This window comes from Streptomyces sp. NPDC059003 (genome assembly GCF_042740445.1).
GTDB lineage: Bacteria > Actinomycetota > Actinomycetes > Streptomycetales > Streptomycetaceae > Streptomyces.
The window spans coordinates 1-24,454 of sequence record NZ_JBHYJH010000078.1; the positions used below are offsets into that span (position 1 = coordinate 1).

General features: G+C 68.7%; 27 protein-coding genes and 1 pseudogene. 8 read left to right on the plus strand and 20 right to left on the minus strand.

Translation table 11 applies throughout. The annotated features are described in order from the left end of the window. Positions 1–126 precede the first annotated feature (126 nt). Positions 127–2,967, minus strand: a complete 2,841-nt coding sequence (locus tag ACFWZ5_RS25365) for an MMPL family transporter (protein WP_384791365.1) — start codon at positions 2,965–2,967, stop codon at positions 127–129. Positions 2,968–3,305: 338 nt separating this feature from the next. Between ACFWZ5_RS25365 and ACFWZ5_RS25370 the strand changes: the two genes are divergently transcribed. Together ACFWZ5_RS25370 and ACFWZ5_RS25375 are read left to right on the plus strand one after the other, a co-directional pair. Next, entirely contained in the window at positions 3,306–3,971 is a 666-nt protein-coding gene (locus tag ACFWZ5_RS25370; RefSeq protein ID WP_384791362.1) for a response regulator transcription factor, read from the plus strand. A gap of 94 nt (positions 3,972–4,065) precedes the next feature. Beyond that, positions 4,066–5,589, plus strand: coding sequence for a sensor histidine kinase (locus tag ACFWZ5_RS25375; protein ID WP_384791360.1), 1,524 nt, complete (start codon positions 4,066–4,068; stop codon positions 5,587–5,589). On the opposite strand, the pseudogene ACFWZ5_RS25380 reads toward ACFWZ5_RS25375, so the two are convergent. Beyond that, positions 5,579–6,106 (minus strand): annotated as a pseudogene (locus ACFWZ5_RS25380) (metallophosphoesterase); the annotation flags it as partial. The gene ACFWZ5_RS25375 and the pseudogene ACFWZ5_RS25380 sit on opposite strands and share 11 nt — an antisense overlap. Here ACFWZ5_RS25380 and ACFWZ5_RS25385 point away from each other — a divergent pair. Beyond that, positions 6,089–7,618, plus strand: a complete 1,530-nt coding sequence (locus tag ACFWZ5_RS25385) for a recombinase family protein (protein WP_384791355.1) — start codon at positions 6,089–6,091, stop codon at positions 7,616–7,618. The pseudogene ACFWZ5_RS25380 and the gene ACFWZ5_RS25385 overlap by 18 nt on opposite strands. A 439-nt stretch (positions 7,619–8,057) precedes the next feature. Here ACFWZ5_RS25385 and ACFWZ5_RS25390 read toward each other — a convergent pair whose 3' ends face one another. From ACFWZ5_RS25390 to ACFWZ5_RS25415, 6 genes are all read right to left on the minus strand, one after another. Then, positions 8,058–9,506, minus strand: a complete 1,449-nt coding sequence (locus tag ACFWZ5_RS25390) for a replication initiator (protein ID WP_384791352.1) — start codon at positions 9,504–9,506, stop codon at positions 8,058–8,060. A gap of 105 nt (positions 9,507–9,611) precedes the next feature. Beyond that, the gene (locus ACFWZ5_RS25395) at positions 9,612–9,986 is read right to left on the minus strand and encodes a hypothetical protein (protein WP_384791349.1); all 375 of its coding nucleotides are present in this window, start codon (positions 9,984–9,986) and stop codon (positions 9,612–9,614) included. Between the two features lie 34 nt (positions 9,987–10,020). Then, the gene (locus ACFWZ5_RS25400) at positions 10,021–10,212 is read right to left on the minus strand and encodes a hypothetical protein (protein ID WP_384791346.1); all 192 of its coding nucleotides are present in this window, start codon (positions 10,210–10,212) and stop codon (positions 10,021–10,023) included. Next, positions 10,209–11,528 carry an FtsK/SpoIIIE domain-containing protein gene (locus ACFWZ5_RS25405; RefSeq protein ID WP_384891291.1) on the minus strand — a complete coding sequence of 440 codons (1,320 nt, stop codon included), beginning with the start codon at positions 11,526–11,528 and terminating at the stop codon, positions 10,209–10,211. Before ACFWZ5_RS25405 ends, ACFWZ5_RS25400 begins: the two co-directional genes overlap by 4 nt. Before the next feature lie 29 nt (positions 11,529–11,557). Then, the gene (locus tag ACFWZ5_RS25410) at positions 11,558–12,010 is read right to left on the minus strand and encodes a hypothetical protein (RefSeq protein ID WP_384791340.1); all 453 of its coding nucleotides are present in this window, start codon (positions 12,008–12,010) and stop codon (positions 11,558–11,560) included. Next, positions 12,010–12,399, minus strand: a complete 390-nt coding sequence (locus ACFWZ5_RS25415) for a hypothetical protein (RefSeq protein ID WP_384791337.1) — start codon at positions 12,397–12,399, stop codon at positions 12,010–12,012. The genes ACFWZ5_RS25410 and ACFWZ5_RS25415 overlap by 1 nt, the downstream gene beginning before the upstream one ends. Before the next feature lie 175 nt (positions 12,400–12,574). Between ACFWZ5_RS25415 and ACFWZ5_RS25420 the strand changes: the two genes are divergently transcribed. Together ACFWZ5_RS25420 and ACFWZ5_RS25425 are read left to right on the plus strand one after the other, a co-directional pair. Then, on the plus strand, positions 12,575–13,378 hold the full coding sequence (locus ACFWZ5_RS25420; RefSeq protein WP_384791335.1) for a GntR family transcriptional regulator: 804 nt from the start codon (positions 12,575–12,577) through the stop codon (positions 13,376–13,378). A 144-nt stretch (positions 13,379–13,522) separates the two neighbouring features. Then, a complete protein-coding gene (locus ACFWZ5_RS25425) occupies positions 13,523–13,867 on the plus strand; it encodes a hypothetical protein (RefSeq protein WP_384791332.1) in 345 nt (114 codons plus the stop codon). A 459-nt stretch (positions 13,868–14,326) separates the two neighbouring features. On the opposite strand, the gene ACFWZ5_RS25430 is transcribed toward ACFWZ5_RS25425, so the two are convergent. From ACFWZ5_RS25430 to ACFWZ5_RS25455, 6 genes are all read right to left on the minus strand, one after another. After that, a complete protein-coding gene (locus ACFWZ5_RS25430; protein WP_384791329.1) occupies positions 14,327–14,533 on the minus strand; it encodes a hypothetical protein in 207 nt (68 codons plus the stop codon). Between the two features lie 370 nt (positions 14,534–14,903). After that, complete coding sequence (locus ACFWZ5_RS25435) at positions 14,904–15,341, minus strand: SH3 domain-containing protein (protein ID WP_384791326.1); 438 nt, start codon at positions 15,339–15,341, stop codon at positions 14,904–14,906. A gap of 317 nt (positions 15,342–15,658) precedes the next feature. Beyond that, positions 15,659–15,877 (minus strand): hypothetical protein, encoded by a 219-nt coding sequence (locus ACFWZ5_RS25440; protein WP_384891288.1) that lies wholly within the window; start codon positions 15,875–15,877, stop codon positions 15,659–15,661. A gap of 569 nt (positions 15,878–16,446) precedes the next feature. Continuing rightward, positions 16,447–16,929, minus strand: coding sequence for a hypothetical protein (locus tag ACFWZ5_RS25445; RefSeq protein ID WP_384791323.1), 483 nt, complete (start codon positions 16,927–16,929; stop codon positions 16,447–16,449). A gap of 339 nt (positions 16,930–17,268) precedes the next feature. Further along, positions 17,269–17,472 (minus strand): hypothetical protein, encoded by a 204-nt coding sequence (locus tag ACFWZ5_RS25450; RefSeq protein WP_384791369.1) that lies wholly within the window; start codon positions 17,470–17,472, stop codon positions 17,269–17,271. Further along, the gene (locus tag ACFWZ5_RS25455) at positions 17,469–17,702 is read right to left on the minus strand and encodes a hypothetical protein (protein ID WP_384791320.1); all 234 of its coding nucleotides are present in this window, start codon (positions 17,700–17,702) and stop codon (positions 17,469–17,471) included. The genes ACFWZ5_RS25450 and ACFWZ5_RS25455 overlap by 4 nt, the downstream gene beginning before the upstream one ends. 149 nt (positions 17,703–17,851) lie before the next feature. Between ACFWZ5_RS25455 and ACFWZ5_RS25460 the strand changes: the two genes are divergently transcribed. Together ACFWZ5_RS25460 and ACFWZ5_RS25465 are read left to right on the plus strand one after the other, a co-directional pair. Continuing rightward, positions 17,852–18,697 (plus strand): DUF5753 domain-containing protein, encoded by an 846-nt coding sequence (locus ACFWZ5_RS25460; protein WP_384791317.1) that lies wholly within the window; start codon positions 17,852–17,854, stop codon positions 18,695–18,697. Next, positions 18,679–18,894: a DUF397 domain-containing protein gene (locus tag ACFWZ5_RS25465; RefSeq protein WP_384791314.1), complete on the plus strand. Its 216-nt coding sequence runs from the start codon at positions 18,679–18,681 to the stop codon at positions 18,892–18,894. The genes ACFWZ5_RS25460 and ACFWZ5_RS25465 overlap by 19 nt, the downstream gene beginning before the upstream one ends. Here ACFWZ5_RS25465 and ACFWZ5_RS25470 read toward each other — a convergent pair. Both ACFWZ5_RS25470 and ACFWZ5_RS25475 read right to left on the minus strand, forming a co-directional pair. Further along, positions 18,849–19,865 (minus strand): metallophosphoesterase, encoded by a 1,017-nt coding sequence (locus tag ACFWZ5_RS25470; protein ID WP_384791311.1) that lies wholly within the window; start codon positions 19,863–19,865, stop codon positions 18,849–18,851. The two genes, ACFWZ5_RS25465 and ACFWZ5_RS25470, sit on opposite strands and share 46 nt — an antisense overlap. Positions 19,866–19,867: 2 nt before the next feature. After that, positions 19,868–20,110: an SCO4848 family membrane protein gene (locus ACFWZ5_RS25475; RefSeq protein ID WP_355803629.1), complete on the minus strand. Its 243-nt coding sequence runs from the start codon at positions 20,108–20,110 to the stop codon at positions 19,868–19,870. 88 nt (positions 20,111–20,198) lie between these two features. Between ACFWZ5_RS25475 and ACFWZ5_RS25480 the strand changes: the two genes are divergently transcribed. Then, on the plus strand, positions 20,199–21,428 hold the full coding sequence (locus ACFWZ5_RS25480; protein WP_384791177.1) for a D-alanyl-D-alanine carboxypeptidase family protein: 1,230 nt from the start codon (positions 20,199–20,201) through the stop codon (positions 21,426–21,428). On the opposite strand, the gene ACFWZ5_RS25485 is transcribed toward ACFWZ5_RS25480, so the two are convergent. The 4 genes from ACFWZ5_RS25485 to ACFWZ5_RS25500 are packed head-to-tail and all read right to left on the minus strand — an operon-like array spanning position 21,397 to position 24,371. After that, positions 21,397–22,371 carry a YihY/virulence factor BrkB family protein gene (locus ACFWZ5_RS25485; RefSeq protein ID WP_384791175.1) on the minus strand — a complete coding sequence of 325 codons (975 nt, stop codon included), beginning with the start codon at positions 22,369–22,371 and terminating at the stop codon, positions 21,397–21,399. The genes ACFWZ5_RS25480 and ACFWZ5_RS25485 overlap by 32 nt on opposite strands. Further along, positions 22,359–22,835, minus strand: a complete 477-nt coding sequence (locus ACFWZ5_RS25490) for a GtrA family protein (protein WP_384791358.1) — start codon at positions 22,833–22,835, stop codon at positions 22,359–22,361. The genes ACFWZ5_RS25485 and ACFWZ5_RS25490 overlap by 13 nt, the downstream gene beginning before the upstream one ends. A 44-nt stretch (positions 22,836–22,879) precedes the next feature. Beyond that, positions 22,880–23,851, minus strand: coding sequence for a decaprenyl-phosphate phosphoribosyltransferase (locus ACFWZ5_RS25495; RefSeq protein ID WP_384791172.1), 972 nt, complete (start codon positions 23,849–23,851; stop codon positions 22,880–22,882). Further along, on the minus strand, positions 23,844–24,371 hold the full coding sequence (locus tag ACFWZ5_RS25500) for a phosphatase PAP2 family protein (RefSeq protein WP_384791169.1): 528 nt from the start codon (positions 24,369–24,371) through the stop codon (positions 23,844–23,846). Before ACFWZ5_RS25500 ends, ACFWZ5_RS25495 begins: the two co-directional genes overlap by 8 nt. Positions 24,372–24,454 lie beyond the last annotated feature (83 nt).

The window sequence follows — 24,454 nt, forward strand, 5'->3', positions numbered from 1 at the left end:
GGTTACCTTGGGCGGGGGGGGCGGGGGGCGTCGGGCGGGGGGGGGGGGGCGGCGACCCCCTGGGGGGGGGGGGGGGTGGGGGGCCGGGGGGGGGGCCCGCCCCCCCCGCGGCCGTGCCGTTCGCCGCTACGGCCGCGCCGGGCCCACCCCCACCGCCTCCGTCAGCTCCAGGTCGTAGGTGAGCGGCCCGTCGCCCAGCATGATGTGCCGCGCCCGTGACGCGTAGCCGGGCGCGGTCGCCGCGAGCAGGTACACCCCGGGCGCCGGGGCCGCGAGGATGTACGAGCCGTCGGCCAGGGACGACACGCGGTCGAGCTGGCGGCCGGACGTGGACATGAGCGTGAGGGTCACGCTGTGGATGGGCTCGCCGTCCGGCGTGACGATGAAGCCGTGCACGACGACGGACGTGTCGCCCACCGCGTCGCGGGGGCCCGGCACGTCGGCGACCTGTTCGAGGGCGGGCTCGTACGGCGGTTCGTACCAGGGCTCGTGCGGTTCGCGGGGAGCCTTCTTCGGGGCGTGCGCGCCCGGGGCTTCGTACGGGTTGAGCGGCTCGTACTTGTCGAGGGGCTCGTACGTGTCCGACGGCTCGTAGGTGTCGAGGGGCTCGTACTTGTCCAGAGGCTCGTACTCGTACTTGTCCAATGGCCCGTCCTTGTCCGACGACTCGTGGGTGTCCAGCGGCTCGTGCGTGTGCAGCGGCCCGCGCGTGGGAGGCGAGCCGTGCGCGGCCCGCGGCCTGTCCGCGTACGCCGTTCCCGGCCCGCTCGGGGCCGTCGGCCCGTTGAGGGCCGCCGCCACCAGCGCCTCCAGCTCCTCCGGCTCCGGCGGCGGTGCCTGGACCGGCTCGACGGTGAGGTGCGGCAGGCGGCGGTCGAGGCCGCGCGGCAGCCACCAGTTGGCGCGGCCGAGCAGCTGCATCGCGGCGGGGACCAGGGCGGTGCGCAGGATGAACGCGTCCAGGGCCACCGCCGCCGCGAGGCCGATGCCCGCCGTCGCGCCCTCCATGTCGCCGCTGAGGACGAACGCGGAGAACACGCAGATCATGATGAGGGCCGCGCAGTTGATGACGCGGCTGGTCTCGGCGAGCCCGACCCGCACGGCGCGCGCGTTGTCGCGGGTGTGCACCCACTCCTCGTGCATGCGGCTGACCAGGAACACCTGGTAGTCCATCGACAGGCCGAAGAGCAGGGAGAGCATGATGACCGGCAGGAAGGCCGTGATGGGCCCCTCCTTGCCGATGCCGAGGGCCTCCGCGCCCCAGCCCCACTGGAAGACCGCCACCAGGACGCCGAAGGACGCGGCCGCCGCGATCAGGTTCATCACGGCGGCGGTGAGCGGCACCACCACCGAGCGGAACGCGACGAGGAGCAGCAGGAAGCCGAGGCCGACGATCGCGCCCACGAAGTACGGCAGCCGGTCCGCCGTGACCGCCGCGAAGTCCTTGAACACCGCGGTCACGCCGCCGACATGCGCGTCCGCGCCCGCCCGCGGGAGCACGTCGCCGCGCAGCCGGTCGATGAGCCCGTCCGTCTCCCGCGACTGCGGTGACGTCGTCGGGACGACCTCGATGACCGAGGTGGCCCGCGCCCCCGGGGCGGCGGGCGCCGGCACCGCGGAGACCCGCGCCACGCCCTCCGTGTCCCTGATCCGCTCCACGAGCCGCGCGGTCTCCTCGGGCCCGGCCCGCTCGACGACGACCTGGAGGGGGCCGTTGAAGCCGGGCCCGAAGCCCTCGGCGAGGAGGTCGTAGGCCTGCCGGGTGGTGGTCGACTCCTGGTGGTTGCCCTGGTCGGTGGCGCCCAGGCGCAGGGAGAGGAGCGGCACGGCCAGGGCCGCCATCACGGCGAAGGACAGGACGGCGACGGTGCGCGGGCGGCGTTCCACGTACCCGGACCAGCGGGCCGCGAGGCCGTCGGCCTCCTCCGGGTCCGGGCCCGCGGCGGCGAGGCGACGGCGCTGGCGGCGGCTGAGCACCCGGGTGCCGAGCAGGCCGAGGAGCGCGGGGAGCAGCGTGATGGCGGCGAGGACGCTCAGGACGACCGTCAGGGACGCGGCGATCACCACGCCGTCGAGGAAGCGCATGTTCATCACGAACATCCCGGCGAGCGCGATGCACACCGTGCCGCCCGCGAAAAGGACCGCGCGGCCCGAGGTGTTGAGGGCCTGCGCGGCCGCGTCCCGGGGATCGAGTCCGCGCAGGATGCCGCGGCGGTGGCGGGTCACGATGAACAGGGCGTAGTCGATGCCGACGCCGAGCCCGATCAGGGTGCCGAGCAGCGGGGCGATCTCCGGCACGTCGGTGACGTGGCTGAGCAGCATCGTGGCGAGCATGCCGGTGCCGACGGCGAACAGGGCGGTGACGATCGGCAGGAGCATCGCGAACAGCGAGCCGAAGGCGAGGAAGAGCACGACCGCGGCGGCCGCGACGCCGACGAGTTCGGCGGTGCCCGCGGGCGGCTCCTGCGTACGGGCGATGGCCTGGCCGCCCAGCTCGACCTGGAGTCCTGGCCCTTCGGCGTCCTTCGCGATGTCGACGACGTCCTGGACGAGGCTCTTGGGGATCTCGTTGGCCTGACGGCCGAAGGTGACCTGCGCGTACGCGATCCGCCCGTCCTCGCTGACCTGCGCGGCGGCGGCCGGGCCCGGCGCGTAGGGGCCCGCCACCTCGCCGACGCCGTTCAGGGCGGCGATGCGGTCGAGCGCGGGCCCGATCCGTTCACGTACGGAGGCGTCGCGCACCGACGTGCCCGCGCGCGTCCGCCACACGACCGTGTCGGTGTCGCCGCTGCGCTCCGGGAACGCCTTCGCCATCAGGTCGTACGCGCGCTTGGAGTCGGTGTCGGGCAGGGAGAAGACGTTCGTGTAGTCGGTGCCCGCGGACGTGCCCGCCGCGCCGAGGCCGAACAGCGCCCCGACCCACAGCACCAGGACCACGAGCCGGTGCCGGTAGCACCAGCGTGCCAATGCCGTCACGATGTACGCCCCTTCGTCTCCGTCGTCCGCTCCGCCGAGGTCCCGCGTCCCGTTCCGCTCCACGGCCCCGCACTCGCGGGGCCCGCGCACCAGCATCGGCCGCACGGTGTGCGAACGGCGCGTTACAGCCCTGATTCACAAGGAACTCCAAAGCAGGGACCCGCACTTCGTCCAACGAGCGCACAGATACTGGGGACATGACTAGCGCCGAAGGTCACCGGGGAACACCTGTCGCAGAGCACCGGGGCACAGCTGCCGCGGAGCACCGGGGAGCACCCGCCGCGGAGCAGCGGCAGCCGCGGGAGCCGTCCGGCACGCGGCGCGCCACCGTGCTCGTCGTCGAGGACGAGCCGAGCATCGCCGACGTCCTCGCCATCGCCCTGCGCTACCACCGCTTCGACGTGATGACCGCGGGCACCGTCCGCGAGGCCCTCGCCTGCGCCGAGCGCACCCGGCCCGACTGCGCGCTCCTCGACGTGATGCTGCCGGACGGCGACGGGCGGGCGCTCGGGCAGGAACTGCGGGCGTGCAGGCCCGACTTGGCGCTGGTCTTCCTCACCGCGCGGGACGCGCCCGCCGAGGTCGTCGGCGCGCTCGGCTTCGGCGACGACTACATCACCAAGCCGTTCAACATCGACGAGGTCGTGGCCCGCATCGGCGCGGTCCTGCGCCGCACCCGGCCGGGCGACGTGCTGCCGCAGCGGCCGCCCCTGCGCTACGGCGACCTGGAGCTGGACGAGACCACCTACGTCGTCCACCGCGCGGGCGGCTCGGTGCAGCTCACGCCCACCGAGTACGCGCTGCTCCGCTTCCTCGTCCGCAACGGCGGCCGGGTCGTGCCGAAGGAGCAGCTCCTGCGGCACGTGTGGAACATCGAGCACACGGCGGAGTCCACCGTCGTCGAGACCTACATCAGCTATCTGCGGCGCAAGCTCGACCAGGTGGGGCCGCCGCTCATCACGACGCGCCGCGGCGTCGGGTACGGGCTCGCCTGACATGCCGCCCCGCACCCCCCGCCGGTTCCCCGGCCGCCGCGGGGCGCCGCGCCCCGCCGTGCGCGGCCCGCGCGGCCCGCGCGGACGCCTCGGCATGAACTCGCTGCGCGCCAAGCTCACGCTGGTGAACGTGGCCCTGCTCGCCCTCGGCATCGTCGCCGCGACCGCCGTGAGCGTCATGGGCATGAGGCACTATCTGCTCGGCAACGTCGACAGCGCGCTCACGGCCTCGCGCTCGGCGATCAACAGCACGCCGATGTCGATCGAGGAGATCAAGTCGTTCACCGGCGTCGGTGCCCTCGACGAGCTGTCGCAGGAGGCCAAGGAGGAGAGCGGCCTGCCGCCGTCGGAGTCGGTGCTCGTCGCGGTCGACCCCAGGGGCAGGCCCGTCACCATCGGCTTCCTCGGCGCGTCGCCGCTCCAGCGCGACCTCGTCCGCGCCATCGGCGACGCCGAGGACTTCGCGCGGTCCGGCACGCCGCAGGACGTGACCCTGGACGGCGACTCGTACCGCGCGATCGGGGCGCGGCTCTCCGACGGCTCGGTGCTCGCCATCGCGACCGCCACGGAGAGCCTGCACGCGGGCGTCAACCAGGCCCTCAAGCTCGATCTGGCCCTGGGGGCGGTGCTGCTGGCGCTGCTCGCCGTCCTCACGATGATCTCCGCGCACCAGCGCCTGCGGCCCCTGGAGGACATGGTCGAGACGGCGTCCGCGATCGCCGACGGCGACCTGAAGCGGCGCGTGCCGTCCAGCAGCGCCGCCGTCATGGAGACCGAGCAGCTGCGCCTCGCCCTCAACTCGATGCTGCAGCAGGTCGAGGCGGCCTTCGCGACGCGCGAGCGCAGCGAGGCCCAGCTGCGGCAGTTCGTCGCCGACGCCTCGCACGAGCTGCGCACCCCGCTGTCCGCGATCCGCGGCTACCTCCAGCTGTACGACAGGAGGATGCTGCCCACCAAGGAGGACCGGGCCCGCGCCTGGAGCCGCGTCAACGCCGAGACCGACCGCATGAACCACCTGGTGGAGGAGCTGCTCACGCTCGCCCGGCTCGACCAGCAGCCCGAGCTCCGCTACCGCACGGTCGACCTGTGCCACCTCGTGCGGGACGCGGCGGACGACCTGCGCGCGCAGGAGCCGGACCGGCCGCTCACCGTGTCCGCGGACGGCGCGATCCTCGTCCAGGCCGACGAGCGGGCGCTGCGGAAGGTGCTCGCCAACCTCCTCGGCAACGTCCGCACCCACACGCCCAGCGACACGCCGGTGCGGCTCGGCGTGGCCCGGCGCGACGGCTCGGTGCGGATCGTGGTGGCCGACGAGGGCCCCGGGCTCGACGCGGCGGACGCGGCCCGCGTGTTCGACCGCTTCTTCCGGGCGGGCCGGGGCGCGGGCAGCGGGCTCGGCATGGCGATCGTGCGGGGCGTGGTGGCGGCGCACGGCGGTGACGTCACGGTCCGCACGGCGCCCGGCAAGGGCCTGACGGTCCGGGTCACGCTCCCCGCCGTACCGACGCGCCCGGCCGCGCTCCCCACGGTGCCGACGCGCCCGGCCGCGCCGCCGCATCCGACGGTGCCGCCGCGGCGCACCCCGCCGCTGCCGGGCCCGCCCCGGGTCAGGCCCTGAGCGACGCCAGCTCCACCACCGTGACGTCCGACGGGGCGCCCACCCGCACGGGCGGCCCCCACGCTCCGGCGCCGCGCGTCACGTACAGCTGGGTGTCGCCGTACCGCTCCAGGCCCGCGAGGGTGGGGTTGGCGAGGTCGGCGACGTAGTTGTTGGGCCAGAGCTGGCCGCCGTGGGTGTGGCCGGACAGCTGGAGGTCGACGCCGTGCTCCACGGCGTCGTGGATGACCACGGGCTGGTGCGCGAGCAGGACGGAGGCGCGGGTGCGGTCCCGGTCGCCGAGCGCCTTGCCGAAGTCGGGGCCCTCGCCCTCGTCCTCGCCCTGTACGTCGTTGACCCCGGCGAGGTCGAAGTACGGCAGCTCGGTGCGGGCGTTCTCCAGGGGGCGCAGGCCGAGGGTGCGGACGTGGTCCACCCACTGCTGGGCGCCGGAGAAGTACTCGTGATTGCCCGTCGGCAACTTACCCAAAACACACGTGCGTTGGGGAAGGAATCGACCATGAGTGATACGACGACCACCGAATACGACGGGTGCGGTAGGTGCCTGGTAGGAGTACGACGCCTATCCCGCATGACCGACAAGACCAATAGCCCCGAGAAGCAAGCCGAACTAATCACCCAAGCTGCCACCGCCATCGGCGGACACATCATCGCTTGGGCAGACGACTGGGAAGTCTCCGGTGCAACTAATCCGCTTACACGGGAGAAACTTGGACCGTGGCTGCGTGATGAGGAAGGACCCTACTCCGGAATCGCGGGGTCAGCAGTCGACCGAATCGGACGGAACCAACGTGACGTGCTCAACACCGCGTACGCAATACATGAATCCGGTCGATTGCTCATTACGCACGGCCATCAAGGACCATGGGACCTTGATGACCCAGCCGACGAAATGCGCCTCTCTATGGAATCATTCGGCGCACAAATGGAGCTTCGAGCGATTCAGAAACGCAACCGAGAAGAGGCTGAAGCGTCAAGGAAGGCAGGCCGTCCGAAGAACGGAAACCGCTATGGTTTTCGCTACGTCCGCCTGACTCCCACCGGACGCGTGGATCACGTCGAACACGACCCTATCGCAAAGGAGATCATCTGCAATGTCGCAGAAAGAATTCTCGCAGACGAGACAGGAATGATAACTGTTAATACGGAGGCTACACGCCTCAATCGCGAAGGAGTCCTCTCACCAAGGGACTACAGGCGAGTGGCGTACGGAAAAGAGCCACGGGGAACACTGTGGACAGGGGTAACGGTGGCGGACCTACTAACCAGCGAGGGGTCTCTAGGCTACCTGCTACACAAAGGGAAGCCGGTACTCGACGAGCGCGGACACCCGAAGCGGATTGCGGAGGGCCTGTGGGATCACGCCAAGCGAGATGCCCTAATCAAGAAGACAAAACCAAAAACAAAGAGAGGTCCCATCGCCCCTAAGGGGACCTATCTGCTAGTCACTCTCACATCTTGCGGCAACTGCGACAAGCGAATTCAGATGACCGATAGAACCGTGCAGGAAAAATCCTATGGATGCACGGCACGCGTACGTGGAATTGCAACTTCGAAGCACTGCAAGCCCGCACCAAGTATGACCGTGAGCAAGCTGAACAAGGAAGTTACAGATTGGTTTCTAACGAGGTATGGGGCGGGGCAATTCATGGAAAAGAAGTACGACCCCGGGACCGGGCATGCCGCACGAATATCCGAACTCCGGGCCGATCGCGCGCGCCTCAGATCAGACCGCTCAGCGGGCCTCTATGACAGCGAGGACGACGAGCAGTGGTACCGGACGGAATACATGCGAATGGGAGAGGAGATCGAAAGGCTCAAGAAGCTCCCAGCGCGCGCCGCCGGAATTAGGTGGATACCAACCGGGCTCACAGTCGCAGATAAGTGGCACAGCGCCAAGGATGACGCAGAGCGCCGTGAACTTCTGGCGGCTTTCGACGTGAAGGTCAAACTCTATCCCGTCACCGCCGGAAAGCGAGTTCGCATAACCGGCGCAGATATTCGCTCCGTCCAACTAACGCTAGAATAAGCAACTCCAGAGAAAACCGAAGCCGCAGGCGACCCCTGTGGCTTCGGTGCGAGATCAGACTATTTCCGGCAACAGATAGAGGACGCGCATTCCGGTACGCGTTTCGAAGTGAACCGGACTTATCAGCATTCTATGCGACCCTAGAGAGCAGCCGCCAAGCGGTAGGTGCCTGGATTCGAAAACGAAAGACCCTAAATGCCTAGCGAATTCGATACGAAATGCCACACTGTACGCATGCGCTTCCTCAAGAACTATGGGAATTTCCTGAGCTTCCGTTTCAACTTCCCACCCCACCCTCTCGAATACTGATACGTTGCCACCCAACGCCTGCGACACCACCTGGGCTACGTGAAAAGATTCTGACGTAAGACGCCAGGTGCGAAGCTGCACCATTCGGCCACCAATCGTCCGGTCGCAGTGAAAGCTTCCCACATGCGATTCACTCGGCATTTTCTCCCCTACATCTCAAGGATTCTCTATGCGAGTCTCGCGCTCTAGAGAAACCTAAGGCGACGCCAGAGGCGATTTCTGCCTCAGTCAAGGAGTGGCCAGACCCGACGTATCTCCAGGCCGATTCTCGAATCATTCCGTCACCATTGAGGACTTCCATTCCGAGCCCAACACGGTGTTCGGCGCGTGTGGCACGAAGTTGTCTGTAGGTGGTGGAGTAGTGGCGGGATTTGGTAAGTGCGTGGCCGCGGTATCCGAGCGTGTGAGCCCAGGCGCGGAGGTTGAGGGTGTGGAGTTCTGGCAGGCCGCCCAGGCGCCAGCAGGTGCCCATGAGGGCGCGTAGGTGTGCATTTACGGGCGCGTGGTGGATGCTCGCGTAATGCGTGATCCGGCGGTCGATGCCGCCCGCGTCGCCGACGCCTTTGGAGACGTATTTCGCGACGTACGCCGCAACGGCGTCATCGGTCACGGCAGCAGAGTCGGTGAGGGCGCGGCTGGTGACGGAGTGTACGTCGAGCTGTGTGCCGAAGTGGAGCAGTCTTTCGCCTGTGGCCGGTGAATACGGGGTGCGGAGGGATACGGAGGAGGCCGCGGATCGTATGGCCTCGTCGAGGAGTTCGGGCGTTACCCAGGCCGGGGGTGGAGTCGTTGGGCCGTCGGGTCCGTCGAGGCGGATCACGGCGTGGAAGTGGATGGCGCCGCGTTTCTGGTACTCCGCTGCTTTGGCGAAGGAGAGGCGTAGGTGCTCGCCGAGGCGGCTCTGTGTGATGCCTGCCGCGGTAGCCAGGCGTCGCCTGACGGTGTGGCAGAAGCGGTTCCACAGGCGTCCTGCACAGGCATGCCACAGGACGTGTCCGGTGTAGTCGTAGCAGTGGGGGCACAGCGGCTGTCCCACCGCTGGGTCGTCGTCTGCATGCTGACGGTGGCAGGCGAGGGAGCGGCCGTGATCGCAGGTCCCGCCGGCACTCCGTGACCTGCACAAACGCCCGCCGTTGGCGCGGTGCACGGCGCCGAAGCTTGGGGCGGTGAGGGTGAGGAAGAGCCGGGGGTGGAGCTGGACGCGGTCGCTGACGCCTTTGCCGCCGAGGAGGCCGGAGCGGACGAGGTGGAAGGTGTCGCCCGCGTGCAGGTAGGAGCACGGCTGGCAGCGGGACTTGCGCCGGTTGCGGCAGCGCACGGGCATGCGGCCGCCCGGCTCGTGTGCCGTGTCGTAGTGGTGCAGCACGGCGCCTGTGGTGGCGTCGTAGATCGTGGTGTGTCCGGCGAGGTAGACGGGGTGGGCACAGCCTCCGATGGCGGTGATCTGTTGGAGCCAGCGGGGGAAGCCGGGTTCGTGTACGAGGCGGATCAGGTCGCGGTCGGTGGCGGACAGGCGGCGCGGATGTTCGGCCGTCGATGCCGAGTGCCGCGCCGCCTGGTGTGCCGGGGACGGGTGCATGAAGGCGGCCCCCTTTCGGTCGGTGTCGTGGAGGTCACGGCGTTGTCTCCTGATGTGGTGTGGTGGTGTCGCAGTCGGTTTTGGTGAAGTGTTTTTGAGGGTTGGTCAGTTCACGCGGGGAGGAATGGGCGCAGCCTTGTCGCCGTAGGGGGTGGCGCAGGTGTAGAGGATGAGGCCGGAGATTTCGGCGCGGTCGTGGGCGCGGGTGATGGTGCCGCGGGTGTACCAGGTCCGTTCGCTGCGGACGTAGACGAATTCCGAGTAGGTGAGGGTGTCTCCGCGGTAGGCGACGCCGCGTGCTAAGGCGTCTCTGTCTGGCGTGGCGCGTATCTTCGCGGCGGCACAGGAGATCTCCCCCGTGCCTTTCTCGGGCACGCTAGCCGCGTTCACAGCGGATGATGTGGTGAGCCCTGCGACGGCCGAAATGAGGCTCATGAGCGCGGAGATGACGGCGCGGATAAAGAACATGAGCAGTTCCATGGGTGTCCCTTCATAGGAGTGGGTGTGCGGGTATCTAGCCGAGAAGGCCATTGCCGATGGCCAGGACGAGCAGCCAGACGGGGTATCCGAGTGGCGTCATGGCCAGCAGAAAACCGCCCAGGCCTATCAGGATCACCTGATGGATTTTCAGTTCGCGGGACCGTGCCAGCATGAAGGCGTACAGGCCTAAGAAGGCGTCGACTACATAGAGTTGGCCGTGCGTCATTCCTCCGGACCTTCCTTTGTGGGATTCCTTGTCTCCGGGGCCGGATACGGGCCGGACAGGAAGACGCGCTCGGGCGGAGCGGTAGCGGCGATTTCCGCCCGGTCGTCCGCAGAGATCAGGTGGGATCGGGCGCGGGTCCAGTGCCCGTGCATGGAGATGACCGCGACGCCTTGTTCTTCTTCCGTGATGCTCTGCGCGACCACGACGGCGTCTTTGGCGATGTCGCCCAGGGTCATTTCTGCCGAGGCTTCATCGTGGGCCCGGTGGGCGACGCGTCCGCCGAGCTGTGAGCGCAGTGCGGTGACCCGGGCACCGAGGTCGGAGCCGACGCGCTGTCCGGCCACCACCAGGTGGACGCCGAGGGCTGCGCCGAGTTGGGCGATGCGCAGCAGCAGGGTGCCGCACCGGTCGGTTTCATCCCGGGAGGCGCGGGATCCGTCGCTCAGGTACAGCTCTGCGATCTCGTCGACGATGATCACGATGGGTGTGGGGCGCGCATCCTCGGACAGGTCCCAGATGGAGCGTGCCTGGTGCATCTGGCACAGCTGCGTGCGCTCCTGGATCTCCCGCACGAGGCGGTCCAGGACTTCAATGGCCTCCGCGCGGGTGGTGGCCAGCCGGGTCAGCCGACGCCGCAGCGGCCCGAATTCCATGCCACCCTTGAGGTCGAGGCCGACCAGGGCGACCGGCTGCGGGGCCAGAGCGCGGATCAGTGCGGCCAGCAGCGTCGACTTGCCGGACTGCGTGGCCCCGGTGATCAGCCAGTGCGGGATGCTCCGGAACGCGATCACGAAGGCTTCGCCCTCTTCGCACCAGCCGACTTCCGCCGTCAGCAGCTCTCCCGCAGGGGAGCCGGTGGGCAGCGCTCGAGTAAGTGGATCATGGGCCGTGACCGTGCAGAGCACGTGCCCGCGCCGGGGTGAAGTGACCTTGACGTGATGAACCCGCCAGGCATGCTCCATCGCCCGTGCGGCTTTGTAGTAGGGACCGGGTGTCTGGCCGGGGTGCATCAGCACGCGCACGGTCAGGCCCTGCCGGGTCGGCATGGGCATGCTCAGGCGCGGAGTCCGAGGCCGCAGTGCGTACCCCTGCACCACGGTGTCCCCGCCGATGACGCGTTGGTGGGACGACCGCAGGCTCATGGACAAGGTGTTGAGCAGGCACACCCGCCGCCAGGTGGACACGATGCGCCAGGTCGTCTGCGGGTAGCCGACCAGCCACCAGCGCACCGGAAGATCCCTGATGTTCCAGCCGCGGGCCTCCAGACGTGGCTCCCACCAGCGCCGCGTGAGCACAGCGAGCACGGCCAGGCCCATCAGCACCCAGATGATGAGGGTGGCACGCACTAGCCCTCACCCCCGCCGCCCTGTTCTTCCACGACCCGATCCAGCAGGGTGCGGCTGCGGGAAGCTGCCATGTCGGCGTGATGGGAGGTCAGTTGGAGCAGGAAGCGCAGGGTGGGAATGTCGCTGATCACGGCCAGCAAGGCCTCGTTGCCGACCAGGATGCGCATGTCCCGCAGCAGCGCGCCGAACTCGCCGTCCTGGCCGATGGACCCGGCAGCCTCACTGCACCCCTGGGTGCCGGTCAGGGACCGCAGTTCGGCCGCCATCTGCTCCGCGTCCTGCGCTACGGAGATGGCGCAGGGATCAGTGCAGGCGTACACCAACGATTCGGTGGACGGATCACGGCCCACCGGCACGAAGACGGCCGTATCCGTCATGAGGTCTCGCCCGCACAGAACGCAGGCGATGCCGGAGGCCTGCCGGGGTGATAAGTGCCAGAAGTAGCGGTCCATCAGCCCTCACCGCCGGTCGGCTTGCCGCGTGAGGAGCCACCGGCCGCCGCGCCGTGCCCCTTCCCGCTCCCGCCCACCGACGCCACCGGGCGGATCTCGTCAGCCCGCCACGACGTACCCTTGCGGCCGTCGATGTCCCATTCGCGCGACCACAGGTTCGTGACCGTGACCACGGAGCCCTCCGCGACGCCCTCCGGCCGCACCAGAGTCACGACGTTGATCATGTACGTGGTGCGCCGCTCGATGTGACGCACCGATATCCCGGTGATCCATTGCGTGTTGCCGTCCCGGTCCCGGCGGACCGTACCGTTCGGCATCGTCCGGGGTTCGGGCGCGAGCACGCAGCGCATGATCCCGAGACGTTCCTCACTGATCGGCCTGTCGTCCATTTCATCCACAGGAGTTCACCTCTTCCTCAGCTTCCTACCCATCCACTTAACCGGTTAAGTGGAGACCAATCCTCTGCCCTATACCCCGACCGGTCAACCGCCTATCCTCTCCGTGGGGAGCTTTACGCACTGCACGATCACTCAACAACCGACCGTCCAGCCGGAGGGCAGCGGCATGTCACCCGTAGAACGCCAGCACATCGAACGGCCCCGGCCCATGTACATGCAGGTAGCGAACCGTCTGGCCGAAGGGATCACGTCCGGCGAGTACCCGCCGGGCGAACCCCTGCCGTCCGAGGCGGAATTGGTGGAGATGTTCGGGGTCAGCAAGCACACCGCCCGGTCCGCCATCGCCGAGCTCCGCGGCATGGGCCTGGTCCACGTCCAGCAGGGCAAGAAGCCCGTCGTGCGTGACCAGAGCAGCGGGACCGCCACCATGCACGTGGACCGGTCCGTCTACCGCACCGGCAAGACCTGGTCGACGCCGGATCTTGCCGAAGCGGAGAAGCCCGCTGTCTCCCGGATCACCGTGAACGGCACTCCTGCCGAGCTGTTGCAGCAGCAGGACCACGACGCGATCAGCGTCGACCGCACCTTGCACGACCCGGCGACCGGGGTCCGCATCGCGCACCGCGTGATCATCCCGCTGGCCACCGCCGCGGACGTGCCCGCGCTCGCCAAGACGCCGGATGCACCACTGGCCGATCTCTACGGCCAGCTCGCCGACGGCCGCACACTGACGATCCGCGAACACGTCACCGCCCGCACGCCCTACCCCGACGAGCGGACGGCACTCGGACTCACCGAGGCCGCACCGCTGCTGATCACCTACCGCGTGATCAGTGACGCCGACGACGGCCGCCCGCTGCTCTGCGAAGAGCTGCGCGCGCCGTCGGGCACAGTCGAATTGATCTTCCCGGTGACGCCGGCTCGCCGTCCGGCCGCCAAGAAGAGCGCCGCGCGCAAGGCATCGGCGTAAATCTTCTCTACTTCCTCAAGGGCGCGCCTTCGGCGCGCCGGGCGGCTCCGGCCGCCCCGGACGGGCATGCGGCCTTCGGCCGGTCCCGTCCGGACGCCCGAGCCGCCCGCGGACCACACCCTGAATCAGCCCAAGGAGCCCACCGTGACTGTCACGATCACCGACCGCAACCGCTGGCACTTACGCACCGTGCGCGCACTCGCCGACCTTGCCGAGAGCGCCCTCAAGGCCCAGCGGCATCCGCTGGACTGGACCGTGACCGACGGCGGACAGCTCGTCGGCAAGGTCAGCCTGTGCTCCGGTCTGAGTCAGGCCGACCGCCGTTCACTCTTCGAGGAGTGGGCGCATGTCCTCGATGCCACCCCGCCGTCCGAGACGAAGCCGTACGACGGCGCCGTGCGCCTCACGGCCGCCTTCAGCCTGCCGACCGGATACGACACCGTCCGGGGCACCATCCAAGCTGTGTTCGACGTCGCCGGCGAGGAGTAGGCACTCCGCCACGAAGGCCCGCACCACTGTGTGCGGGCCTTCCTCATGATGCGCCGCAGGGTCGTTGCGCTCCTCAGGCCTCCGGCCTTGCGGGGGCGACCGACGGGGACTGCACGATCCACGGCGTCTGCGGGCCGCAGGGGCAGCACAGAGCATTGGCAGCATGGCTGATACCGCATGTGGTGCACGGGACCAGCTAGCGCCCGCCAGTTACCCGCGCCGCCGTCGTGGCTGGCTTTCGGTGGTGCAGGTCTGAGAAGGGCCGCAGTGATCTGTCTACCGTGGGCAAGTGCGGGCATGCTCCTGCGCCGCGACGCGGGATGCGCCGGCGCCAGTGATCCGGATCGGCTGGGGACATCCCTCGCAGTGGATGAACTCTCCGTCCCTGCCACCCTCAACCCATACCTTCGATCCCTTACGAGTGCTCCACTGATCGTGCCGCATAGCGTCCTCTCCCCTTCATCCTTCACCGGAGCCCCGAGCCCACGCGATCAACACCGCTGCAAGCGCGTTGGCTCCCTCCGGGCGCATCCACACCACCGGCTCACCCTGCGCCCCTGCATGCGGCACCGCACGCACTTCATCCTCAATGCCGCACGCACCTGCCGCCTGGTTAACGGCGTCGGCCGCCTCCGCCGCCTCACGCCACGCGGCGAGATAGTCCACACCAGGTACCCACAGAGCATCACCGGCCCATAACGCCTTGTCAGGCTCAGGCCCACCCCTCCCATCATCAGGTCTATTCATCATTGCAAACATGCCCCCTAGCCGCAGATCAGCCATTCTCGAATCAATTTCCGACAACCCCCGCGCCTGCCCAGCTAGTTAACAGCTGAACAGTCCGGCTGTATCGACGTGCACACATCAGAATGCTCTTCGAAACGGTGTTCCGGAAAGCCAACACGCGGACGTCTTCACACCTGCCTCCGGGATATGCGGCAACGCGGCGAGTCGCAGAGCCGATGAAAGCGGCTCCCTCTCTGTGATCACCACAGAAAGGGAGCCGCCGCGCCTCAGGCGCGCTCAACAGCGCCCGTCAGTACAGATAGGCCGCCGTCACCCAGCCGATATATCCGCGCGGCAGGCCGTAGGCGGACCTGTCCTGCAAGACGACCTTGTGCCATATCTGGCCCCCGCGGTCCTGCTTCGCGCCGATCAGCTTCACGCGGTCGCCCTTGCCCAGCAGCCCCAGAACCGCCTTCTGAGTGCCCGGACCGCTCCTCACCCTCAGCCCGTTCACGGTCGCCTCAGCGATCTCACCGGGCGAGAACCCCGAGCCCGCCATGACACCCGCCGGACCCGGCACCGGCACCGACGGCGCTAACGGCCCGTCCGCCGGCGGCGGAGGATCCGGCATGGCCGAAGCAGCCGACACCCCGACCACACCGACGCCGAGCGCCACCGCCAACGCCAGAACCAGCGCCCGAACCCTGTGACTTGCCATCTGAAACCCCTTCAGATCGAGCGACGACAAGCAGCGACCTACCGGTCAGCCACTTATCCGGATAAGTAACTAGCCTTACGGCTCCGTCACTCACAGGTCAACCACTTAACCGGATAAGTTCAGATGCGGCGACACTCTGCACGCAGCGAGCTCGCCGTGCAACAAGATCGATCTAACGCAGAGTCGCTGCCGAACTGGGCATTCAGGTTAATACGGACGCCGGCTGGGGCTGGATTCGTCACAGAACGCAATGCCTGGCGGGGATGCACCAAGCCCGGCTGCACCAAACCCTCTACGCAGGCGCGAAAAGAGCCCCGCTCAGAGTGCTTCGAGCGGGACTCGGCTTCTCACGCTCCGGGGTAGTCCGGATCATCCTCCGCGGTCGGCAGTTCGCTCAGGCCCTGCGACCAGTGGTTGCACCAGCCGCACAGGGTGCATGCGAACCTGCCGTTTAGACCGAAGACGGCGGCGCCGCACTCCTTGCACTCAGTGCGAGTGATCTCGGCATCCAGGGGGGAGGTGACCCCCTTCGCCGTTGCCCCTTGATCCTTCCGGTCAGTGTCCATGAGCAGCAGGGTACAGAGCCCTGGGCGCTAGCCGGACTGCCAGCCGCACTGATTGCTGCATACGTACGAGCCGTCCGGGTTCTGATTTGCTGGCGCTCCACAGCTGGGACAGTTCATCCGCTCTCCCATCCACAGTTCTCACAGTGCCAAGATCCGTTAGCACCTTCGTCGGTTGCTTTTCCGCACCTGGGACAGTTCACGCTGGCCTTCTCTGGCAGGGTCCCACCCTTCAGAGCGGGAGACGAGTGGGCCCGCGCCTGCTACTGGCCAGGGCGGGCGGATCTTGCCGCACAATGGGCCCCTGACTGCTGGGGAGGGTCAGGGGCCCATTGCTGACCTGGCATCCCTGCAAGAGAAGTGATCAGGGACTGTCGGGCCAGGTCATTCCGCGCCCGGCATTAGCACCGGGCACGGCGGGCCTTGAGGCCCCAACCAGCAGGTCTGAAGTGCTAGTTGGGGCCTGCCCGCACTTCCGCCTCACGAGGGATAGGCGGTGGCGGGCGGAATGCCCGACGCTTCCCCTGTCGCGCCCCCGCACGACGGGTCCGTTCGAAGGCCGGGCAGGCTTCTCAGTCGCCCTCTTGCCCTGCGCGCCGCCCGTGCTCCAGACACAGGGATTCGCCGGACTCCAGCGCGCTCAGACATTCACGGATTCGGCGTTCGCGGTGCGGCTCCGCGTGCTCGGCAATGTCTTCTTCCGGAGCCCACACGTAGCCGTCGTACTTCGCCCTATGGGTCAGGATTCGAGGCGCGTTTCCGACGCGTCCGCAGTCGAACACCAAGCAATACCGCTCCGGCGTTTCCTTGTCCCGGTCCTCCGGGATGACGTCCAGCGCAAGGAGCCGAACAGGGCTCACGTCCAGTCCGGTTGCTGTGCGGATTCCGCGCCGCAGCGACGCGTGAAGGGGAGCCCCACTGACGTCAAAGCTAGGCAGCGACATACCGCGCTGATCGGCCGGATCTAGCAGCAGGACGCGCCCTGTCTCGTCTCGGATTACGGCGTTGACGCGGATGGTTCGCTCCGACGTCGTACGTTCCTTTCCGTTCAACATTGGCTCTCCTAGGTGAGATGGGAATGCGACCCTGACCCAACGGTCGCCATGGGTTGGTGCCTGGTGCCTGCCCCCGCCGGGTCCGTGGCTGCGGGGCGTGTCGGAGACGTCCGACGGGGGCAGGGCCGTTTCCCGCGCTTGCAAGGCACGGAAGCTAAGCGCTCTTCACAACCAGGTAGACGACGAAGCACACCAGGCCCAGATGAATGACTCCGAGGAACAGGCCAGCGGCGGCACTGCCTCCCGCGCGGCGCATTCGATTCCAGGCACTGGGTTGCCGTTTGTTGACGGTTGTGGACCGTGCGGGGCGTATCGCAGGGGAGGCCATTTCGACTCCTGTCATCTGTCGATGGTGACGCGGGATTTCAGGCGCATGCGGTCGCGGTCGGCTTCCCACTCGCGTCCGCCGCCGAGGGGGCGCAGTTGCCAGCGAGGCCCTTCGTGACCCATGACGCGCCCCACTCGCCCGAGACGGGTGTCTGTGACCACGTCACCCACGCGCGGCTCGTACATGGCTTGCTGGGACTCCTTCCGGGTGCTCATGACAGCCGCTCCAGAGCCCTTTGGATGGCGCGAAGATCTACATGGTCACGGTGTGCGTAGCCGCCGCGCGGGCGGAAGCAGAGAAGGGCCCAGGGGCCGAACTCTCTTATCTGGGACACCAGCAACACCACATCGTCCGGCATCTCCATGCCGTCCAGCACTGCCATGTTGTCTGGCGCCGCCGCACTCTTCCGCGCCGTCACGCCATCCGAACTCAGCTTGTCTGTCATGGTGGTTGCTCCGTGCGTCCGCTAGTTCACTGCGGCCTGAGGCCTTACGTTGACGAGCATGGAGAGCCGGAGCGAGGTTGGAAGTGTGGACTCCAGTTAGGCCCACGCGCGCGCGGCGTTAACCAACAAAACCAACAGGAGGGGGCGGCATGCCACCACGACGGACGGCATCGGACCGCAGCCAGTCAGCGCGCGCACGCTACGCACAGGAACTGGCGCTACTCCGCAGCGAGAAGGGGGTTTCGCTGCGCGTGCTGGGGGACGCAGTGCGCGCCGATCACACCCACCTGAGTCATATGGAGCATGGGCGGAGCATCGGTGGCCCAGAGCTAGCGCGAGAGCTTGATCTGTACTACGGCACGACTCACCTGATCATCTTGTGGGAAGCGGCTGCGCACGACCCTTCGCGGTTTCGTGAGCAGTACCAGACGTACATGACCTTGGAGGCGCAAGCCTTGGGGCTCCAGCAGTACGCCCCAAGCATCATGCCGGGTCTGCTTCAAACCGAGGCGTACGCACGGACGCTGCTCCGAGCAGCCGGACCGGCAGACGAAGACGCACTCACGGAAGACGTCGTGGCACGGATGGATCGGCAGGACATCTTGAGTCGCACGGATGACCAGCCAGAGTTTCGCGCGATCCTCGACGAAGCCGTGTTGCGCCGCCCGCTGGCTGATCCGAAGGAATGGCACGAACAGTTGGCGCACCTACATCAGGTTGCCGAACTGCCAAACGTGACTCTTCAAGTAGTACTGTCCTCCGTCGGTCTGCACGGACTCACGAACACGGACACTACCTTCTTGTACCTGCCTGACGGCCGCACTCTGGCCTACGTAGAGACCGGCTATTCAGGCGCGTTGGTCGAAGACGCAAGGAACGTGGACCGCCTCCGAAGGTCGTACGATCACCTGCGTGACATCGCGCTATCTCCGCGCAAGTCAAGCGACGTGATCACTCAGCACATGGAGGACACCCCATGCGAGCCCCCCGAATAGATGTGAACACTGTGCGCTGGCGACGATCCAGCTACAGCAACCAGGACGGGGGTAACTGCGTCGAGTGGGCGCCCGAGCATGCAGCCGCCTACGGTGCCGTACCCGTGAGGGACAGCAAGACTCCGGGCGGGCCAGTCATCGCACTGTCCACTCAGGCGTGGTCATCGTTCGTTGGCTTCGCTCGGACCGACGCCTGACACGACGACCGAGCCCCGCCGCACTCTCCCAGACGGCGGGGCTTCGTTACGTCCAGCGTGCTACGTGACAGCCGCGACAGGCGCCCCCCAGCGCAGCCTCGACGCCGGCAAGACCCCGCCCGGGTCCTTGAGGGGCCTTGCCTACACCGCGGCACCGGAGGACAGTGTGATTCGGGCAGGTTGCTGGTGACGAAGAAAGATCCATGGCGTGCGCGCAGGTCCGCGAGGGGCCGGGCCGCGCCCGCGAGGTCCTCGACGTCGCCGTCCACCAGGTCGCCGACGATCGCGATGAGGTCCGGCTGCGTGGAGTTGACGGTGTCCACGACACGGCGCGCGAAGCCTTCGCCGAGGACGGGGCCCAGGTGGATGTCGCTCACCACGGCGATGCGGAAGCCGTGCGCTGCGCGCGGCAGTTTGGCCAGCGGTACGGTGACGCGTTTCACGCGGGGGCCACGGAGGACCTCGTAGGTGCCGTAGCCCACGGTCGCTGCCGCCGCCGTGGCTGCGCCCGCGGCTACTGTTCGGGCTACGAACAGGCGCCGGGTGAGGTCCCGGCTTCCCTCTTCCCTGTCGCCCTCGTTCGTATGGGGCTGCGCCCCTTTCCCCGCCTCATCGGCGCTTCGCGCCTCGTCCTCAATCGCCGGACGGGCTTTACCCACCCAGCGTCGTACCAGGGGGCGTACGAGTTCTCCCGCGAGGAGCGCCAGGAGCAGATACAGGGCGAACGCCATCCACAGGAAGCCCGGCCACGCCAGGATCTGCTGGAGCAGGAAGGGGGCGCCGCCCCGCTCAGCGGCCAGCGCCGCGAACATCAGCGCGGGACCCGCGAAGAACGCCACGGTCCCCGCGCGCCGCCCCCACGACCCCCGCACCGTGGTGTCCCGCACCATGCGGCGCCAGACGTACCAGAGCAGGCCGCCGAACACGGCGGCCACACCGATGACGACGAGAACGACCCGGACGACACCCACGGCTATGACGTACGGCGCAGTGCGCGCACTCCACGGAACCCGATGACCCCTACCACCGTCCCCAAGGCAAAGGAGACAACGGCGAGCGTCAGGTGCACCCAGAAGTACCCGGTCGGATTGTCCGCGTCGTCGAAGGCGAGCCCACTGCCGTCCTTCCACAGGTTCTTGACGAAAGTGATCCAGATGAACCAGCTCCACACGCCGAAGGCGAGCAGGAACCAGGAGACGGGGCGGCTGAGCTTCATGAACTCAGTATCGCCAGCCGGCCTGACGCGGAGCCTTCGGGGTGGGGAGCGGCGCGGCACCGGGGCGGCGCCCCGTACCCTCTCGTCCGTGCCTGCCCTGAAAAAGATCACCCTGCTCCTCGCCTCCGCGACCCTGCTGTCCGTGTCGGCCACCGCGCCCGCCTTCGCCGACGACAAGCCCGGCGGCGACAAGGACAAACAGCCGAAGCCGCCCGCCCAGATGTCCACGGTCGGCGGCGCGCGGCTCGGCAAGCCGGGCACACAGGTGGACCTGAAGGCGGGCGCGCCCGTGCTGCCGAAGGACCTGTCGGCCCGCTCCTGGATGGTGTCGGACGCCGAGACGGGCGAGGTGCTCGCGGCGCACAACCCGCACTGGCGCCTGGCCCCGGCGAGCACCCTGAAGATGCTGTTCGCCGACACGGTCCTGCCCCGGTTCCCCAAGACGCAGAAGCACAAGGTCGAGCTGAAGGACCTGGAGGGCGTCGGCGCGGGCAGCAGCATGGTCGGCGTCAAGGAGAACGAGACGTACTCGGTCCACGACCTGTGGCTCGGCGTCTTCCTGCGCTCCGGCAACGATGCCGTGCACGTCCTGTCGTCGATGAACGGCGGCGTGCCGCAGACCGTCAAGGACATGCAGAAGCACGCCGAGGACCTCCAGGCCCTCGACACACACGTCGTCACGCCGGACGGCTACGACGAGAAGGGCCAGGTGTCGTCCGCGTACGACCTGACGCTCTTCGCGCGCTCCGGCCTGCAGAAGAAGGACTTCCGCGAGTACTGCGCGACGGCCGTCGCGAAGTTCCCCGGCGAGACGCAGAAGATCAAGAAGGGCAAGGACAAGGGCAAGACGAAGCGCGGCTCCTTCGAGATCCAGAACACCAACCGGCTCCTGACCGGTGACATGGGCCTGGACCCGTACAAGGGCATCGCGGGTGTCAAGAACGGCTCGACGACCAACGCGGGCAACACCTTCACGGGCGTCGCCGAGCGCAACGGCAAGGTGCTGCTCGTCACCGTCATGAACCCGTCGTCGGGCGAGCCGCACGCCGTCTACAAGGAGACGGAGCGCCTGCTCGACTGGGGCTTCGCGGCCCACGGCAAGGTCAAGCCGGTCGGCGAGCTCGTCGCCCCGAAGGGCGCGAAGACCGGCGCGGGCAAGGGCGCCCCGAACGGCGGCTCCGCCGAGAAGGTGGCGCACGCCTCCGACGAGAAGTCGAGCGGCATGGGCGTCGCGCTCGGGATCACGGCCGGTGTCCTCGCGCTGATCGCGGGCGCCGTGTTCCTGCTCAACCGCCGCTGGCCGCTGCGCCGCCAGTGACCCCGTCCGCCCGCGGCTCAGCCGCGGGCGGTTTTGTGCGGGGGGATTCCTCGCTACGGGGGGATTCCTCGGTACGCGGGGACTCCGCCGTACGCCGCTGGGTCTGCGTCGCCGTCCACGCGGCGCAGAACAGCAGCAGCTTCGCGGTGAAGTTGATCCACAGCAGCAGTGCGACGGGCACGCCGAAGGCGCCGTACATGCTCTTCGCTGCGACGCCCTTCATATAGCCGCCGAGCAGCGCCTTCAGGAGCTCGAACCCGGCCGCGCCGATCAGACCGGCGACGATGAGGGCGCGCCGGGGCGGGTGGACGCCGGGCAGCAGCGTGAGGACGTACAGCAGGAGCAGGAAGTCCGCGAGGACGGCGACGGCGAACGCGAGGACCTGGAGGAGTACGCCGCCCGCGCCGTCCTTGTCGATGCCGAGCCGGTCCGCGGTCCAGCCGACGGCGGTGGACGCCACGGCGGAGCAGATGAGCGAGGCGAGGCCCGCGCCGCCGAGCCCGGCGAGGACCCCGGCGTCCTTGAGCTTGCGCAGGAACGGGTTCTCCTCGGTGTCCTCGAGCTCCCAGACGGCGCGCAGGCACTCCCTTATCGAGCCGACCCAGCCGATGCCGGTGAAGAGCAGCAGGGCGCCCGCGACGACGCCGACGGTGCCCGCGTTGGCGATGAGCGCGTCCAGGTCGAGCTGGTCGGAGATGCCGGGGACCTGCTCGGAGATCTTGTCCTCGATCTTCCGCTGCCGCCCGGGCGAGAGCGTGGCCGCGGCGATCGCCGCCGCGACCGTGATGAGCGGGAAGAGCGCCAGGAAGCTGACGAAGGTCATCGCGGCGGCGAGCCGGGCCCAGTGGACCTGGTCGAGCCGTTCGTAGGAGTGCCATGCATGGGTGCGGGTGAGCCGTTCGACGAGCGGCCCGATGCCGGGGAGCTTCTTCAGCCAGTCCATGTCGCCTGCCCCGTTCGTGGTGCGGTCTGTGCTGCGGTCCGCGCTGCGGCCCGTGATCGGAATACCAAGGTCCGGGTACCCCAAAACCGCAGGACAGTGGCCAGTGCCATGCCGATTCCCGCACCGGACACGGTGTCCGCGCGCCGCGAGGTGAACCCGAGGCCGTAGTGGGACACGGTGAGGCAGAGGAGCTGGACGAGGGCGCCCGCGACATTGACGGCGAAGAAGATCGCGTACTGGCGCAGCGGGGAGATGCCGGTGGCGGCCCGGCGGTAGGTGCCGAGCGCGTTGCCCGCGTACGCGACCGTGCAGCCGGCGACGAACGACAGGGCCTTCGCGGTCAGCGGGTCGAACCCGCCGGGCCCGCGCAGCCAGACGAACAGGCCGAGGTCGGCGGCGTACGCGCAGATCCCGGCGGCCGCGAAGCCGAGCAGCTCGCGCGCGTGGGAGCGCACGGAGGCCACCAGTCCGCGCGGCCCACGCAGCCCACGCAGCCCACGCACGGAGGTCACCAGTCCGCGACCGCGAGGCCGTACATCGCGAGCCAGACGAGGCCGATGAGCGCGAGCGCCCGGTCGCGCAGCACCACGTCCTCCGGCTCGCCGGCCGTGCCGCGGTCGGCGAAGACGGCGTACCGCAGGACGGCGAGGACGAAGGCCACCACCGACAGCTGCCGCCACGGCAGCAGTCCCGTGCCCTCGATCCCGCCGGACTCCATGGCCCACAGGCAGTACGCGAGGACGGCGACGCCCGCCGCGAGCTGCCAGACGAACCGCAGGTAGCCGGTGGTGTACTCGGTGAGGAGCGCCCGGGTGGCGCCCTCCTTGCCCGCCATCTGCACGGCTTCGGAGTACCGCTTGGCGGACACCATGAAGAGCGCGCCGAAGCCGGTCGTGATCAGGAACCAGCGGGACAGCGGGATGCCGAGCGCGAGCCCGCCGATCATCGCCCGCATCAGGAATCCCGTGGCGACCACGGCCAGATCGACGACGAGGACGTGCTTGAGGCTGACGCAGTACGCCAGCTGCATCACGACGTACGCGGCGAGCAGGGCCGCCGTGAGCGGGTTGCACAGGGCGGCGGCGGCCGCGGGCGCGAGGACGGCGAGCAGCGCGCCCACGGCGTACGCGACCGACACCGGGACCTGGCCCGCGGCGACGGGTCTGCGGCACTTGGTGGGGTGGGCGCGGTCGGCGTCGGCGTCGCGGGCGTCGTTGATGAGGTAGACGGCGGCTGCGGCGGCCGTGAACAGGGTGAAGACGAGGGCGAGTTGGCTGAGCGCGTGGTGCGAGAACAGTTCGCCCGCGGCCGCGGGGGCGGCGACGACCAGCACGTTCTTGACCCACTGGCGGGGCCGGGCGGTCCGCAGGAGCCCGATCGGCAGGCTCACGGGGCCGGGCTTGGGGGTGGGGGGCGGGGGCGTGGGCGGGGCGAGGAGGGCGGTGCGCGTGGTGGTGCCGCTCGTGGTGCGCTCAGCCATCGGTGCCCCCTGTGTACGCGAGGGCGCGGCCCATCCACGCGGCGCCCGCCCGTGCGGTGAGCGCGCCGAGGGCCGCGCCCGCCGCGACGTCCGACGGGTAGTGGACGCCGACGACCATGCGGGACACGCACATCGCGGCGGCGAGCGGGGGCACGAGGCGGGCGCCCGCCGGGCGGAGCGCGCCGTACGCGACCGCGGCGGCGGCCGCCGACGTGGCGTGCGAGCTGGGGAAGGAGTGGCGGCCCGCGGTGCGGACGAGCGGCCGTACGTGACCGGGCCGCGGGCGGCGCACGACCTGCTTCACGCCCATGCTGGCCAGGTGCGCGGCCGCGGTGAGCGCGGTGCCGCGCAGCCAGGCGCCGCGCCGTTCGCGGTCGAGGGCGGCACCGGCGAGGCCCGCGGCGAGCCACACCGCGCCGTGCTCGCCGCTCCAGGACAGGGCGCGGGCGGCGGCCGCCACGCGTGGGTCGCGTCCGCAGTCGCGCAGGGCCGCGAGGAGCCGGTGGTCCATGTCATGCATGCGTCCGACTCTTCTAGCCACCATCCGAATAATCGGGACAATCTTGGGTGACACTCATGTAATCACCCATTTCGGTGAGAGAG